This is a genomic window from Paenibacillus flagellatus, assembly GCF_003217775.1.
GTDB lineage: Bacteria > Bacillota > Bacilli > Paenibacillales > NBRC-103111 > Paenibacillus_AB > Paenibacillus_AB flagellatus.
In genome coordinates this window covers 145,982-160,157 of the sequence record NZ_QJVJ01000002.1, presented here as the reverse complement: position 1 = coordinate 160,157, position 14,176 = coordinate 145,982, and the positions used below count along the sequence as shown (strand labels likewise).

Genomic DNA, 14,176 nt, shown 5'->3' with positions numbered 1-14,176 from the left:
ACTTTCGGCGGCCCGGCAGCGTCGATTATACAGAAGCGGTACACTTTTGCTTTCATCGGGAGGACTTATTCGGATATGAAACGTATGCGCATTCGATTCCAAGCGGCCGCGCTCGCGGCATGCTGCTTGCTCGTCATTTCCGCCTGCGGGGAGAAGCCGGCCGCGCCCGGCGATACGGCGGCCCCGCCGCCCGTCTCGAGCTCGGACGGCACGAATAGCACCGGCTCCGGCACGGGAACCGGCTCCGGCACACCCGGAGGGGAGCCGGCGAAGCCGGCCGGTCCGACGGGCGGCGGCAGCGGCACGACGCCGACGACGACCGTCCCCGCTCCGGGAGGCGCGTCCAAGCCCGGCAGCGGGACGACGAAGCCGGATGCCGGCAAGACGGCGGTGCAGGTCGTGGCGAAGCCGAACGACGTAGCCGTGCTCGTCAACAAGACGTATAAGCTGCCCGACAACTACAAGCCGGACGATCTCGTCGAGCCGGACATCCCGTTCATTTTCAAAGAAAAAAGCGACAAGCGGCTCATGCGCAAGGAAGCGGCCGGCGCTCTGGAGAAGCTCGTCGCCGCCGCGGAGAAGGACGGCATATCGCTCGCCGGCGTATCCGGCTACCGGTCCCAAGCGACGCAGAAGACGCTGTTCGACAACTACGTGAAAAAGGACGGCGAGGAAGCGGCCCGCAAATACAGCGCCGTTCCGGGCCACAGCGAGCACCAGACGGGGCTCGCCATGGACATATCCGGCAGCGACGGCAAATGCGCCGCCTCCGACTGCTTCGCCGGAACGAAGGAAGCGAAATGGCTCGCCGACCATGCGGCCGAGCACGGGTTCATCATCCGCTACCCGAAAGGGAAAGAAGACGTCACCGGCTACCAGTACGAGCCGTGGCATTTGCGCTACGTCGGGACGAAGGCGGCGAAGGAAATCGCCGAGAAAGGCGTCACGCTGGAGGAATATACGCAGAACGCCGTGCCCGTCTCCAAGTAACGGCGCCGCTTAACGATGGAAACGCTCCGTGCCGGGCAAGCCTGCACGCGAGCGTTTTTTTTCTGCGCAGAAATGGGTATTTACATTTGGAGACGAATTTGATAATCTGACATCACACCCATAATTTACACGTGTAAAAATTTGATAAAGGGGTGATAGTCAAATCGTCCCGCCCATCATTCGATCTTCTTGGTAAGTCCTCATGACGGTCGGCTCTTCGTGAACAGATCGACGACCTTCGTGAAACCGCCCGCTCCGTCATCCGCCGTTTCCGGCCGCACCTTCGCGTACACTCCGCCGTTTTGCCTTCCGTCCGCAACAAAGCTGCCTCACGTTACTCGAAGTACACCAAACATCCGCCATTTCGAAAGCGCTTCCAATCGAAAGGAGACCCGCATCTTCCACCCATTTGCGATTGCTATCGCACGTTCAATCCATCCTTAGGAGGTTTGATGAAGAATGACGAACCAACCGATCAGCAGACGAAAGCTGCTCGCTTCGCTCGGCGCGGCGGGAGCCGCTGCCGTTCTATACGGAACGACGTACGGCGCGGCGAACGGGACGGTGACGCAATCCGTATACGGCGGCGGCCCCGGCGGTACGTCCGCCTCGACGAAAACGATCGTGATCGATCCGGCGGCCTGGGGCATTTATACGGACGGCACGCACGCGGCGGAAACGACGGCCGGTCTGAACAATGCGATCGCGGACGCCCGCTCGAACGGCTTCACCGAAGTGATCATCCCGGAAGGAACCTACTTGATCCGTTCGATCGAGGGTGGCGTCAAGCCCCCGAGCCATATCCGGATTACGCTGACCGACGGTACGATCATGAAGGTCGAGCCGAACGACTACTACGGGATCGACGCCTCTTTGTTCACGCTGAAGGAAGTGTCGAACGTCCGGCTGTCCGGAGGGACGCTGATCGGGGACCGGATCGAGCATGTGTATACGCCGACGCCCCCGAACCGGAGCACGCACGAATACTCGAGCCTCGTCCGCATCAGCAGCGCCGACTTCGTCATCGTCGAAAACATGATCATGCGGGACAGCACCGGCGACTGCATCACGACGGAGAGCACCCGTTCGATCCAGTACGGCGTTTACAATCCGTGCCGCCATTTGATCATCCGGAACTGCGCGCTCGAATCCGCGAGACGCAACAACATTTCCATCCAGTCCAACTACGTCGTCGTCGTCGACAGCTGCTTCATCGCCAATGCCGGCATAACGAAAAACGGCGTCGACGGCACCGCGCCGAGAACGGGCATCGATGTCGAAGGGTTCCGGGAAAAAGGCTGGACGCAATACAAGGGGCTGTATAACGCTTCTTCCGGCGTCTATCCCGCCGCCCCGGCGAATAAAGATTTTTGGCAAATCGACGCACCCGGTACGATCGACGGCGTTTTCTACGGAAAGTACGACATGCTGATGTTCGTGGACGGCGCGTGGCGCAAATACGAGCGCGCTTTCGACGAAGGGACCGAATACGTCGATTTCATTCGGGCGGAAAACTTCAAAATCGTCAACTGCACGTTCGAAAACAACTTGGCCGCGGACGTCAATCTGTTCGACTCCCATTACACCCTTCTCGACGGCAACCGTTTCGACCGGGGCGTCGCCATGGGATTCGGCTATCATGTAATCGTATCGAACAACATCTTCAAGCAGGTTTCGTCGCAAAAAACGAAGCGGGCGATCAGCGGGTCGGGCACGGAGGTGGCCAAGGGGCAGTTCGTCACCGGCAATTTCATATCCGGCTACGACGTCGGCATTTTCATGGGGCCTTATTTGACGGCTTCGGGAAATATGATCCACGATTGCAATACGGGCGTCCAATGCTACAACGTCCGCTTCGCGTCCGTCACGGACAACAAAATCGAACGCTGCAGGAAGGGCGTCGTCTTGAATACGGTGCCGAACCAGCAGGTGCAGATCAACGAGGATATCGTCGTGGAATCCAATTTGTTCTACGACGTCATTGACGGCATCGTCACGACGGACTCCGACGTGATCAAAGGGCTGCTGATCCGGAACAACACGTTCAAGCGGTGCCAGACGTTCGCCAAATTGGGGAACGGGGAAATCGCGTTCGCGAACAACCATTACGACAGCGCCGGCGTCGTCAACGCCGCGCCGATCTTCGCCGTGACGTCCGCGAAGTCTCCCGTCAAGCTGAAGCTGATTCGCAACACGTTCGACATGAATTATGCCTCCCAAACGCAGGCCGTCGTCCTCTCCGGGGATATCGCCGCTTACGTGGAAGGAAATCTGTTTTACTCGGCGACTCCTTACAACATCGATATTCAAACGCTCGCCGCCGCCAGCTCGGTGAAGCTGTACAACAACAATTTTACCGGCGCGAACCTGCTTCTGAACCCGGCCGTCGTCCAGCAATCCAATTTGATCCTGTAGGGGAGCTTTCTCGTGGAAAACGAATAAACCGCCCGGCAGCGTACACCGAACGGTTTACTTTCCAATCTCCGGGGCCGACGGCTCAGGCGTCGCCGCTCCGCGTATCGTATCGGCTGCGCAGCGTCGCCGCCATCTCCTCGAGCTCCCGCATCGACGGCTTGTCCGGATGGCGGCCGACCGTGCCGCCCCATTGCTTCAGCGTCTCGACGACCGCCCCGACGAACGTGCGCACCGTCGCGCCGGGACCGCCCAGCTCCGCCAGCGTGGCCATCGTCTCCGGCCGGACGTCCGGCACGTCCGGCTCGGCGCGGCCGCCCGTCGCGACCTCGTAGAACGAACGAATGAGCTCGCCGCGACGGATGGCATGTCCTTCCGCGTTGACGAACGCGTTCACGATGAACGCGTTCGCCCGTCGGCGCTGCGAGATGCCGCACAGCTTCCGCCCGCCGACGCTGACGTCGTACTCGCCTGGGCAATAGGAGCCGGCGACTTCGCCCTTCGCCGCATCCAGTCCGAGCTTGCTCAAGCTTTCGCGGACGAGGGCGTACATCAGCTCGAAGTCGTCCTTGAACTCCAGCTTGCCCGGCGGGTTCGGCATGACGATCGACACGTTGACGACGCCCGGATCGAGCGACACCGCCGCCCCTCCCGTATTCCGTACGCCGACCTGATAGCCGTGCAGCCGCAGCCATTCCATCGCCTGCTCCACGTTCGGCAGCCTGCGGTCGCGCAAGCCGAGCACGACCGCCTTCTCATGTCTCCAAATGTGCACGAAGGGCGCCGAGCCCTCGCCGACTTTCCCGCACAGCAGCTCGTCGTATGCAAAAGGGAACAAAATGTCCCCGACCAGCGTTTTTTCGCTCGTATCCTGAATGAAAAAAGGAGACGGTATCCGTCCGCTCATCCGATCATCTCCCCCTAAGTTCGTGTGACGAAAATCAGTAAGAGGATACCACGAATGCGCAAGATGTTCAATGCAGAGCGAACGATTCGCCCTGCCAACGAAAAAAGACGCCCCCGGACGGACGTCCCCTTCCCCCTGTTCAGATGGACACCTGCTTCGGCTTCATGCCCGGCACCCAGGCGTGCTGGTCGTAGCCGTTGCGCCCCCAATAGCCGATATGCTCGCTGTCGATCAGCTCGATGCCCTGCAGCCATTTCACCGACTTGTACGCGTACATTTTCGGCACGAGCAGCCGGACCGGTCCGCCCAAGTCGCGGACGATCGGCTTGCCGTCCATCAGGACGGCCACCATGACGTCGTCGAGGCTCGCCTGCTCCAGCGTCAAGCTGTCCGTGTAGACGCCGTCCCCGGAATAAAACTTCACGTGCGTCGCCCGGGGGAGCACGCCCGCTTCGTCCAGCAGCCGTTTGAGCGGAACGCCCTCCCACGTCGTCTTGTACACGGACCAGCCGGTAACGCAGTGGAAGTCGCTCACCTGCACGGTTCGCGGCATTTGCAAAAACTGCTCCCAATTCCATTGTCCCGGCTTTTCGACGAGCCCCTTCAGCGCAAACGTCCAACGGTCCGAGTCGAATTCGGGCATGCGGACGACCGTGTATATGCGAAACTCGCCTTTGCCGCCGCCGCCGATCGGGACGGCCGACTCGGGAAGCGGCGTCGGCGCCGGCACCATCCGGTTCGCGTCCGCGGCGGGCGTACCGGGGGCCGCCCGGTCCATTCCCGATCCCGAGAACAGCCAGCGGGCGAATTTCGGGCCGACGAGGACGACCAACAGGCCCGCGACCGACCAGGTAAGGAACGCCCTCCGCGTGTAAGCGGCTTCCCGCAGCCGGCCGGCCGTCCGGCCGACCCGCTCCCCGAGCGGCACGATCGGCTTCCGCTCGGCGGGCCGGCCCGCGTCTTCGCCGCCCGCTACCGCATCCGCCGTGCGCGCGGCCGGACGTTTGACGCGAAGCCAGCGGCTGCGCGTCACCGCATGGAATATCGCGTACGGGACGCCGACCCACGTCAACAGATCGTGCATCCAGAGCGCCGCGTTCGTCAAAGCCGGCGGAAGGCGGCGAAACTGCCACAGGACGACGCCCGACACGATCCAGCCGAGCAGCAGCGCCAGCACGACGCCCAAGTTCCATTGCTGCCGCGGCTTGCCGCGCAGCTGACGAATATGTCTGCGCATCGCCGGGACGTACAGCAGCACGATCAGCGCCGAGACGATGCCGAGCACGATATGCGCCTGCTTGAGCGTCACCCGGACGAAGCCGAGCCCGCCCCGCAGCTCCGGTATGAACAGCAGCAGGCCGGTCGCGGCCAGCGCGAGAACAAGCCAGCCGTTCCACGCGTGAAGCCGGACCAGCCTTTTGCCGAGCGACGCGTTCCTTCGTTTCCGATCTTGTTCCATGGCGTCGACCTCCCCGATGGTATGGGCCGTTCGTTAAACGGAAGCGTGTTTAGCCCCATTATACCATACGGCCGGCTTGCCGACGTTCGGAAATGCAATCGGTTCCATTCCGCTATCGGGCCCGGTCAGGCGCCCGCTTCGCCGTTCACCAGCAGACGCAGGAGGCGGACCGCCGTGCCCTCGCTTCCTTCGTGCCTCCCCTCGGATACGCGCAGCGATACGGTATGCTCGCCCGGATCGAGCCCCTTCGCGAGCATCGCGATTTTGGGCCGATAAAACTTCGGGCAATATTCGTCGAACAGCTCGATCGTCCGGTACGGCTCCCCGTCGATCGATACGTCGAGACGTCCCGTATCCATGCCGGCGAGCAGCGAGACCCCCGCCGCCGTGCCGGAGAAGCGGAACCGGAGCGAGTCGCCCGGCCGGTCGCCGACGACAATGTCGGCGGGCGGACTCCAGTTGCACGTCCGTTCGGCCGTCCATCCCTTCACGGTGCGAAAGCCCGCCGCTTCGTCCGCCGCCGCCGCCGGCTCCGGCATGCTCCCCCGCTCGTAGCAGAACGGATCGATCCGCTCGGGCGGAGCCGCCGGCGGCTCCGCCGCATGTCCGGCCGCGGTCGGCAAAGCCTCGTCCAGAAACGCCCGGATGCAGTCCGCATACAGCGAGTAGCCGTAATCGTTCGGATGAACGGAATCCCCGCTGATGTGCTCCCAGCGGAGCGAGCCGGCCGCGATCATCCGATAGACCGTTTCGGCGATGCGGACGGACGGAATGCCGTAATGCTCCGCCACCTCCTCGTGATGATAGACGTTGCTTTGCATGCGGCCCTCTTGTCCGTACCGCTCGGCCGTCGGCCGATTGGCCGTATAGAGGAAGCAAAGGTCGATCTCGGGAGCGGCTCGCTTCGCGTGCCGGACGATCCCTTCCATCGCGCGGATCGACTCGGCCCGGTCGCCGCCGTCGTTCACGGCGAATTCGACGAACAGCGCGTCGATCGGCCCTTTCGCCAGCACGTGCTCGCGAAGCCGGAACGCGCCGTACGTCGAATCGGTTCCGCCGATCGCCGCATTGACGAAGGCGAACGACGTCTCCGGAAAGCGGCGCCTCAAGTAATCGCACGTCAAGGCGCGATAGCTGGTCTTCTCCCCGTCGGACGAGCCGGCTCCCGCCGTCACGGACCCGCCGAGGAAGGCGACGGTGACGGCCCCTCCCGGCTTCAGCTTGCCCGCGAACCGCCTCATGCCGGAGCGGAGCGCGTAATCGGCGGATTGCTTTTCGTTCGGATTAACGGTAGTCATGCGGGTGCCCTCCTGGTACGTCTAGTGGTTGCACCTTCCAATCTAGCATCCCGCCGCCTGCTGTCACCACGTCCAATCCCGACGAAAAGTAGCACGATTCCGGACAATTCAAGCCGGTCCCCCGGATGTCGGAGCGGTTATCATCCGCTCGGATCGCGCGGCCGACGCGTGCAGCCGATAGTCGGACGGAGAACGTCCGTTCATCCGGCGGAACGCCTTGCTGAAATGGAATTCGTCCGCGTATCCGCAGGCGCGGGCGACATCCTTCATGGACATCCCCGTGTACGTCAAGTAGCGGCACGCATGCTCGTTGCGCACCTGCTGCAAATAATGCTTGGGCGTCATGCCGAGCCGCTGAAGGAACAGCCGGCGCAAATACGTGGCGGAAATGGCGAATTTATCCGCCAAGTCGCGGACCTTCACGTCTTGGGCGAACTCCTGCTCCAGATGCGTCTTCACCGCCTCGAACACGTCCGCGACGGACGGACGGTGCGCAGAAGGCCGAAGCTCCTGGACAAGCAGGTGCATCAGCTTCAGCAGCTCGGCCTTCACCGCGAGGTCGCCGCCCCGGCCGTCGGGCACCCACCCTTCGGCGACCCGGCGGAACGCCCGGCCGATGTCCTTCGCCGCCTCGACCGGGTAGCGGGTCAGAAACGGAAGCCGCAGCGAGGGAACGGCGTCCACCTCGGGAACGCCGGAAGATGCGGCGGGATGCCGGACCGACCAGACCGACAGCAGCACCATGACGATTTGCAGCGGGAACGTCTTGTCCGACTCGGTACGGATTTGCAAGCCGGGGGGCAAATAGGCGAGCGTACCGCCCTCGACCGGATACGGCGCATCGGCATATATCGTTCCTTGGCCTTCCTGAATCCAGTACAGGCTGTGCACGTTCACATTTTGCCGAATATCGCTCCACCCGGGCTCCGTCCGGCGATCGACCGTCCAGACGATATGGTACGAATACCCGCTCGGATCCGTCTGTTCCGTCATGGGCTCCCCTCCCCCATTCGATAAGATAATGCCGTGTTCGTAGTGTCGTTTTTGACAAATAGAAATGTCGATCCGACCATTCCAATCGCCCTTATTATCCGGTACATTTGGTGCAAGCGCAATCGATATTGTGCGTGATTTGACAAGGAGTGATCGCCATGACACAAACGCGGCCCTCGACGGATCAACGGCAGCCGGACGAACGGCAGTCGACGGACGAACGGGAGCTGAACTGGATGCCGTGGCTGCCGGCGACGGCCGAGCAGCGGGACGCTCAGCTCGATTGGCAGCGGCGGCTGAAAAGCCGGTACGACGCCGAATTCGGCGAAAGCTGCTTCGTTTCCCCGGAAGCGAACGTGTTCGCCGATACGCTTGCGATGGGCGACCGCAGCTGGATTGCGGCCGGCGCCATCGTTCGCGGCCCCCTGGTGAAGATGGGGGCCGACTGTACCGTCAACCCGTACGCCGTCGTCGCCGGCCCCGTCACGATGGGCAACGGCGTGCGCATCGCGTCGCACGCCTCGCTGTACGGCTTCAACCACGGCTATGCCGACGTCGACAAGCCGATCCACGCCCAGCCTTGCACGTCGAAAGGGATCGTCATCGGCGACGACGTCTGGATCGGCGCGGGCGCCGTCATCGTGGACGGCGTGCGCATCGGCTCGCACGCGATCGTCGCCGGCGGCGCCGTCGTCACGAAGGACGTGCCGGACTACGCCGTCGTCGGCGGCAACCCGGCACGGCTGCTTCGCAGCCGGCTCGAAGCGCCGGCTGGCGACGCGAGTGCGGGCGCGAGTGCGGCGGCCGGCGCCGGCGCCGGCGCAGGCGCTCGCTCGAGCCTGGCGGCCCGGCTCGAGCGCTTCTCCGCCCGCGTCGAGCGCCAGCTGCCGGAGCTGCTCGCCGGCTACATCGCGGAGACGCCGGACGGTGGCGCCTACGTCAACGTGCCGGGCGGCAAGCGGACCGCCCGGGCGTGGTGCGACGCCGTCGAGATCGCCGCGATGTTCGGCGGGACGCCGCCCGGCTTCGGGCGCGACGCGCTCGTTGAGCGGCTCCGCTCATTCCAGGACGCCGCCACCGGCCTGCTGCCCGATCCGTGGCAGCCGCCCGATCCGGCGACCGACCGGCCGGACTTGCTGCGCGACCATCTGTCGCGCTACCACATTCTCGCCGTCGGCTACGCGCTCGAGCTGCTCGGCGCGAAGTTCGCCCATCCGGTCCACGTCGTCGAAAAGCTTTCCTTCGAGGAGCTCCACCGCCATCTGGACAGCTTGCCGTGGTCGACGAACGCGTGGAGCTGCGGCGACTGGATCGACAGCTATGCGACGGCCGTCTACTTCAACCGGCTCTGGTTCGGCTCGTCGCTTCGTCCCGACGCGCTGTTCGGCTGGCTGCATACGCATGCCGATCCGCTCAGCGGCTTATGGGGCTCGCCGACGGAGACGGAGCGGTGGCTGCAGCCGGTCAACGGCTTTTATCGGCTTACCCGCGCCACGTATGCGCAGTTCGGCGTCCCGCTGCCGTACCCGCAGGCGGCGATCGACACGGTGCTCGCGCACGGCCGCGACCGGGCGTTTTTCCGCGCCGATGCGGGCAATGCGTGCAACGTGCTCGACGTCGTCCACCCGCTGTGGCTTTGCCTGCGGCAAACCGATTACCGCAAGGACGAAGCCGCCGCTTGGGCGGAGCGGCAGCTGGACCGGGCGCTCGACCGGTGGATCGACGGCCGCGGCTTCAGCTTCACGCTGGAGCCCGGCGAGCCCCCCGGACTGCAAGGGACGGAAATGTGGCTCAGCATCTTGTATTTGCTGGCCGACGTATACGGCGCAAGCGGCGCGCTCGGCTACCGGCCGAAGGGCGTCCACCGGCTCGAGCCGGCGATGAAGCTGCCCCGCGCATGATGCGCGGACGTTTGCTTTCGCCCGCGATTCCTTTAAGATAAAGAAAGGAATTCCGATGGGAAGAAAGCGAGGGGCGGCTTTGATTTCCGATTTCGACATGCTGCGCCGGATGTATATGTTGGCCGATCTCGACGATTCGGAGCTCCGCCCGATCGCCGAGGCGGCCGCGATGCGGACGTACCGCAGCAAATCCAACGTCTTTATGGAGGGCGAGGAGCGGCACGCCGTGTTTTTCGCCGTCAAGGGCGTCATAAAAGTGTATAAGGTGGACCACCAAGGGAACGAGGCGATCATGAACTTCATCAAGCCGGGGGAAATGTTCCCGCACGCCGGCTTTTTCGAAAACGCGCCGTATCCCGCGACCGCCGAAGTCGTCCTCGATGCCGAGCTGTGCGTCATTCCGGACCGGGCGTTCGAGCGAATCGTGCTCGAACGTCCGGAGACGGCCGTGAAGGCGATGCGGATGATGGGCCGCCACATTCGCGACCTGCAGGCGAAGCTGCGCGACATGTCCAGCATCGATATCCAGTTTCGGATCGCCGCCGTGCTCATCCGGCTCGCCCGCGAATACGGCGTGCCGGAGAAGTCGGGGACGCGTATCGGCGTCCGGACGACGAACAGCGATTTGGCCCGGATGGCGGGAACGACGCGCGAGACGGTCAACCGGTTCGTCAATCGGCTCAAGCGCGAGGGCGTGCTGCTGGACGAGCCGAGGCAGCTGGTCGTAGCCGACATGCACGGCTTGGAGCGGTTCGTGCAGTGAACGAGGAAGGGCGCAGCGCATGCGGAGCTCTCCCCTATCCGGGAACGATGGGAACAGTCGGGACTGTTCGGCGAAACGAAACGTTGCCGGCCGGCGCGCGTATTACGATTTCGGAAAGACGCTTTCGGCCAATCGGGAGAGAGCGTCCATTCGGAAAGGGGCGTGCATCGCGTGACGCAGACGGAATCGGCCGACTACCGGAAATGGTACCGCAAAAAACGAAATATCGCCCGTATCGCAATCGTGCTGACCGGGCTGATCGGCGCCGTTATCGCGGCGTCGTATCCGTCCGACGAGAGGCGGGTGCTGTGGACCGAAATCGGCTCCGGCAGCGCCGCCCTGCTGTTTTACAGCTATTTCGTCCCCTACCTGAGAGCGGTCGTCAAGCGAAAAATCGCGCCGCCCGCGCCGCTCCGATACTTGTTCCTCGCCCTGCTCGGCGTCATGCTGCTCTATATGGTCATGCTGTTGGGCGGCGGTCTGCTGGATGCGATCCGGGAGCCCGAAACGGAGCGGGTGACGATCGCGGAGCGGTGGAACCCGAAAAGAGGCGGCGATCAGGTGCGGACGAGCGAAGGCGACATTTACGAAATTTATGCCGAACGCGTCCGTCTGGAAGAAGGAGGCACGTACTGGGTGAAGACGTTCCGGTACGGCAACGCGATCATCGGCGTCGGGCGCGCCGATCCGGACGGCGCGAAATAAGGCGGGGAAGCCGCCGAACGCAACAAAAACGTCAGCCCCCATCAAGAGGCTGACGTTTTTGTTGTTGTCGCTTTCCGCCCGGCCGCTCAATCGAGAAGCAGGCGGCCGCGGTCCATCATTTTGACGTCGTCGACGTACACGTCGGGACGGCTGACGACCAGATCGATATGGACGCCCGCCTCGATCGTGCCGCCGAACGTATGGTTGCTGCCGAAGGCGACGTGGATCGTGCCGTACACCTTCTCGTCCTCCAGCACGACGCCCGTAATGCGCGCCTTGTCGTTCGTGCCGATGCCGAACTCGCCGAGCATCCGTCCGTCGCCGTCGCCCAGCATGTCGAGCAGCCGGCCCGCCGCGGCCCCCGTCGCCTCGACCAGACGCCCGTTCTCGATCGTCAGCTCGACCGGCGAATCGATCCTGCCGATGCCGGCGATCGATCCGTCCACGACGATCCGCCCCGAGCCGGACCCTTCGACGGGCGCGATATAGCCTTCGCCCGACGGCAGGTTGCCGGATTCGCCGGGGTTGCGGTAGACGCCGGTGCTCGCGACGCCGACGCGCCCGGCGATGGAGAACGTCAGCGAGCGGCCGTCCTTCTCGATCCGGACCCGGTCGCCGCGGCCGAGCAGCTCCGTCACTCGCTCGGTCAACCGCTTTACTTGATCGTAATCGGCCGCCACCGCGCCTTCGAGGAACATGTCGCGGGTAATGCCCGGCATCGTCGCGATTCTCGCTCCATGGGCGACCGCTTCCTTGCGCGCTTTCGTATGCGTCAGCGAATGGCGCGTCACGCAGACGACGACGTCCGAGCGCTTCATCGCTTCACTTACCGGCTCCGGCGGCTCTTGACCCGATTTGTCCCGCTCGCTCATCACCATCAGCATCGCTTCCGCCCCGACCCGCTTCGCCGCCTCGTACAGCGCCTCGCCGATGTCCTTCTTCGGATCGTCGGCGACGACGAGCAGCTTCTCCCCGGGCTTGACCCCCATACACCGCTGCAGCAGCTTGCAGCTCGTATCCACCAACGTTTGATCCATCGCCCATCGCATCCTTCTCATATCATTTCCGAGACGACCTTGGCCATCAGCGCGTTCGACAGGATGACGGGAAGCCCCGTCTTCTCCGCGACGAACGCACGCATCGGCTCCGTATAGCCCATGCAGTCGAGCAGGACGATATCCGTCTCGTCCTTCAGCCGGGCGCAGGCGGCCGCCATTTCACTCTCGCTGTACCGGTACGGCGAGGCGGCCGCGACGACGGGCTTCAAGCCGTGCTTCGACCATTTCGCGGTCAGTGACTCCGCCTGCTCCGCCAAGGGGACGATGACGCCGAACCGTTTGCGGCCGACCATCGCCGCCACGATCGGAGCGAGCAGCTCGTCCGGCTCCAGCAGCTCCGCCCGCTTCGTCGACAGCCCCTCGAATACGCCCGTGCACAGGACGAGGATGTGGCGGCAGCCCCGCTCCTCGAGCCCGTCAATTTTCCGCTGCAGCACCGGAGCGATCTTCTCGCGGGCCATGACGACGGAATCGCCGTCGGCGAGCCGCGACGTCAGCACGTAATCGCCCGGCTCCGGACGGAACGACGCGTAGACCTGCTCCTTCGTCATCCCGTCCAGCACGCCGACCTGAACGAGCTCCGCCTTAGCCGCCAAATGCTTCTCCAATATCGGCCCGACGTCCGGGCGGGGCGCCTGGCCGATCGTGACCGTACCCAATGTTCTCATGAACGGCTCCTCCGTTTCCGCCTGACCGATGTGGCGCCGCTTGCGATCAGACGACTTGGCTTGCCGGACGTCCCATCGTCTGCAGCACCTTCATCGACCCGTACAGCTTCTGAATGCGCTCGAACTCGTCCTTGCTGTAGAACGAGCACGTGCCGTTCGTCACTTCCTTCGCGGTTTCGACCGCGAACCGGACGGCGGAGGCGATATCGACCTCGTGGCTCGCCCCCGTCCCGCAGCCCGGAACGGCCGATTGCGCGGTGATCGCCAGCCCGACGACGGGAGCGTCCGTCGCGACGCACGGCTGCAGGATGCTGTTGATATGGTACAGATCGTTGCCGTACGGCGTAATGTCCTGCATCGTGATCGGGAACGTGACCGGCAGCTGGCCTGTCGTCATTTCCATGATGCGGAGCAGATCGTCGCTGATGCGAAGGATGTACCCTTCCTTGACCGTAGGCGACAAAGCGATCCCTTTATGGTTGATGACCCGGTTCCCCTTGGTCGTATCGATCGAGAGCACCGCTTCCATTTCCGGGACGACCTCGTATCGGTTCATCGTCAAAATATCGACCGGCGAATCCATGAAATCGACCGGCTCGTGCGGCCGCGTCGGCGCGTCCGGGCAAATGTGCGTCGTCACGATGACGTCGCCGCGCAGCGAATCGCCGTTGCGCTTCATCTCGGCCAGCTTCAGCGCGCTCGCCACGGCCGCGACCGCGCCGTCGGCGTCCGATACGATGCCGACCCGGCTCGGCCGGGCGCCGATGCCGCCGAGACGGCCGATAATGCCGAACGTCGGGGCCGATCCGCCCCCGAGCTTGCCTTCCGTGCCCGGAACGACGATTTTGACGAAATCCGTCGAGCCCTTTTCCCCGTGAACGGTTTGCACCGTCACCGCGACTTCCGGGAAATCGGCAAACAGTTCCTTGATCTTCTCCCCGGTGACGTAGGCGCTATCCATCGTTTCGAGTACCGATATCGTTTGCTTGAGTGCCATCTGTCCATCCCCTCTCCGATGCGTT

11 protein-coding genes and 2 pseudogenes are annotated in these 14,176 nt (G+C 63.7%); 6 read left to right on the top strand and 7 right to left on the bottom strand.

The window, feature by feature from the left end:
* Positions 1-84 precede the first annotated feature (84 nt).
* Both DLM86_RS04405 and DLM86_RS04400 read left to right on the top strand, forming a co-directional pair.
* Positions 85-990, top strand: coding sequence for a M15 family metallopeptidase (locus DLM86_RS04405; protein WP_110839178.1), 906 nt, complete (start codon positions 85-87; stop codon positions 988-990).
* 459 nt (positions 991-1,449) lie between these two features.
* Complete coding sequence (locus DLM86_RS04400; RefSeq protein WP_110838762.1) at positions 1,450-3,405, top strand: right-handed parallel beta-helix repeat-containing protein; 1,956 nt, start codon at positions 1,450-1,452, stop codon at positions 3,403-3,405.
* Positions 3,406-3,487: 82 nt separating this feature from the next.
* Here the strand turns inward: DLM86_RS04400 and DLM86_RS04395 are convergent, their stop codons facing one another.
* The 4 genes from DLM86_RS04395 to DLM86_RS32645 form a co-directional block, all read right to left on the bottom strand.
* Complete coding sequence (locus DLM86_RS04395; RefSeq protein ID WP_110838761.1) at positions 3,488-4,309, bottom strand: lipoate--protein ligase family protein; 822 nt, start codon at positions 4,307-4,309, stop codon at positions 3,488-3,490.
* Between the two features lie 139 nt (positions 4,310-4,448).
* Positions 4,449-5,768: a molybdopterin-dependent oxidoreductase gene (locus DLM86_RS04390; RefSeq protein WP_110838760.1), complete on the bottom strand. Its 1,320-nt coding sequence runs from the start codon at positions 5,766-5,768 to the stop codon at positions 4,449-4,451.
* Between the two features lie 125 nt (positions 5,769-5,893).
* The gene (locus DLM86_RS04385; RefSeq protein ID WP_110838759.1) at positions 5,894-7,066 is read right to left on the bottom strand and encodes an SGNH/GDSL hydrolase family protein; all 1,173 of its coding nucleotides are present in this window, start codon (positions 7,064-7,066) and stop codon (positions 5,894-5,896) included.
* A gap of 108 nt (positions 7,067-7,174) precedes the next feature.
* Complete coding sequence (locus DLM86_RS32645) at positions 7,175-8,059, bottom strand: helix-turn-helix transcriptional regulator (RefSeq protein WP_245954350.1); 885 nt, start codon at positions 8,057-8,059, stop codon at positions 7,175-7,177.
* Positions 8,060-8,217: 158 nt separating this feature from the next.
* Between DLM86_RS32645 and DLM86_RS33155 the strand changes: the two are divergent.
* From DLM86_RS33155 to DLM86_RS04365, 4 genes and pseudogenes are all read left to right on the top strand, one after another.
* A pseudogene (locus DLM86_RS33155) lies at positions 8,218-8,574 on the top strand (acyltransferase); the annotation flags it as partial.
* A gap of 84 nt (positions 8,575-8,658) precedes the next feature.
* Positions 8,659-8,823 (top strand): annotated as a pseudogene (locus DLM86_RS33150) (DapH/DapD/GlmU-related protein); the annotation flags it as partial.
* A 1,192-nt stretch (positions 8,824-10,015) separates the two neighbouring features.
* Entirely contained in the window at positions 10,016-10,723 is a 708-nt protein-coding gene (locus DLM86_RS04370; protein WP_110838757.1) for a Crp/Fnr family transcriptional regulator, read from the top strand.
* Between the two features lie 171 nt (positions 10,724-10,894).
* Positions 10,895-11,428 (top strand): hypothetical protein, encoded by a 534-nt coding sequence (locus DLM86_RS04365; RefSeq protein WP_110838756.1) that lies wholly within the window; start codon positions 10,895-10,897, stop codon positions 11,426-11,428.
* Positions 11,429-11,514: 86 nt separating this feature from the next.
* Here the strand turns inward: DLM86_RS04365 and DLM86_RS04360 are convergent, their stop codons facing one another.
* The 3 genes from DLM86_RS04360 to DLM86_RS04350 are packed head-to-tail and all read right to left on the bottom strand — an operon-like array spanning position 11,515 to position 14,151.
* Positions 11,515-12,465, bottom strand: a complete 951-nt coding sequence (locus tag DLM86_RS04360) for an aminopeptidase (RefSeq protein WP_110838755.1) — start codon at positions 12,463-12,465, stop codon at positions 11,515-11,517.
* Positions 12,466-12,482: 17 nt separating this feature from the next.
* The gene (locus tag DLM86_RS04355) at positions 12,483-13,154 is read right to left on the bottom strand and encodes an AroM family protein (protein WP_110838754.1); all 672 of its coding nucleotides are present in this window, start codon (positions 13,152-13,154) and stop codon (positions 12,483-12,485) included.
* Between the two features lie 46 nt (positions 13,155-13,200).
* Positions 13,201-14,151: a DUF1177 domain-containing protein gene (locus DLM86_RS04350; RefSeq protein WP_110838753.1), complete on the bottom strand. Its 951-nt coding sequence runs from the start codon at positions 14,149-14,151 to the stop codon at positions 13,201-13,203.
* Positions 14,152-14,176 lie beyond the last annotated feature (25 nt).

Bases quoted from the DNA above. Each gene is read 5' to 3' on its own strand.
- DLM86_RS04405 (WP_110839178.1), top strand. From the start codon at position 85: ATGCGCATTCGATTCCAAGCGGCCGCGCTCGCGGCATGCTGCTTGCTC.
- DLM86_RS04400 (WP_110838762.1), top strand. From the start codon at position 1,450: ATGACGAACCAACCGATCAGCAGACGAAAGCTGCTCGCTTCGCTCGGC.
- DLM86_RS04395 (WP_110838761.1), bottom strand. From the start codon at position 4,309: ATGAGCGGACGGATACCGTCTCCTTTTTTCATTCAGGATACGAGCGAA.
- DLM86_RS04390 (WP_110838760.1), bottom strand. From the start codon at position 5,768: ATGGAACAAGATCGGAAACGAAGGAACGCGTCGCTCGGCAAAAGGCTG.
- DLM86_RS04385 (WP_110838759.1), bottom strand. From the start codon at position 7,066: ATGACTACCGTTAATCCGAACGAAAAGCAATCCGCCGATTACGCGCTC.
- DLM86_RS32645 (WP_245954350.1), bottom strand. From the start codon at position 8,059: ATGACGGAACAGACGGATCCGAGCGGGTATTCGTACCATATCGTCTGG.
- DLM86_RS04370 (WP_110838757.1), top strand. From the start codon at position 10,016: ATGGGAAGAAAGCGAGGGGCGGCTTTGATTTCCGATTTCGACATGCTG.
- DLM86_RS04360 (WP_110838755.1), bottom strand. From the start codon at position 12,465: ATGGATCAAACGTTGGTGGATACGAGCTGCAAGCTGCTGCAGCGGTGT.
- DLM86_RS04355 (WP_110838754.1), bottom strand. From the start codon at position 13,154: ATGAGAACATTGGGTACGGTCACGATCGGCCAGGCGCCCCGCCCGGAC.
- DLM86_RS04350 (WP_110838753.1), bottom strand. From the start codon at position 14,151: ATGGCACTCAAGCAAACGATATCGGTACTCGAAACGATGGATAGCGCC.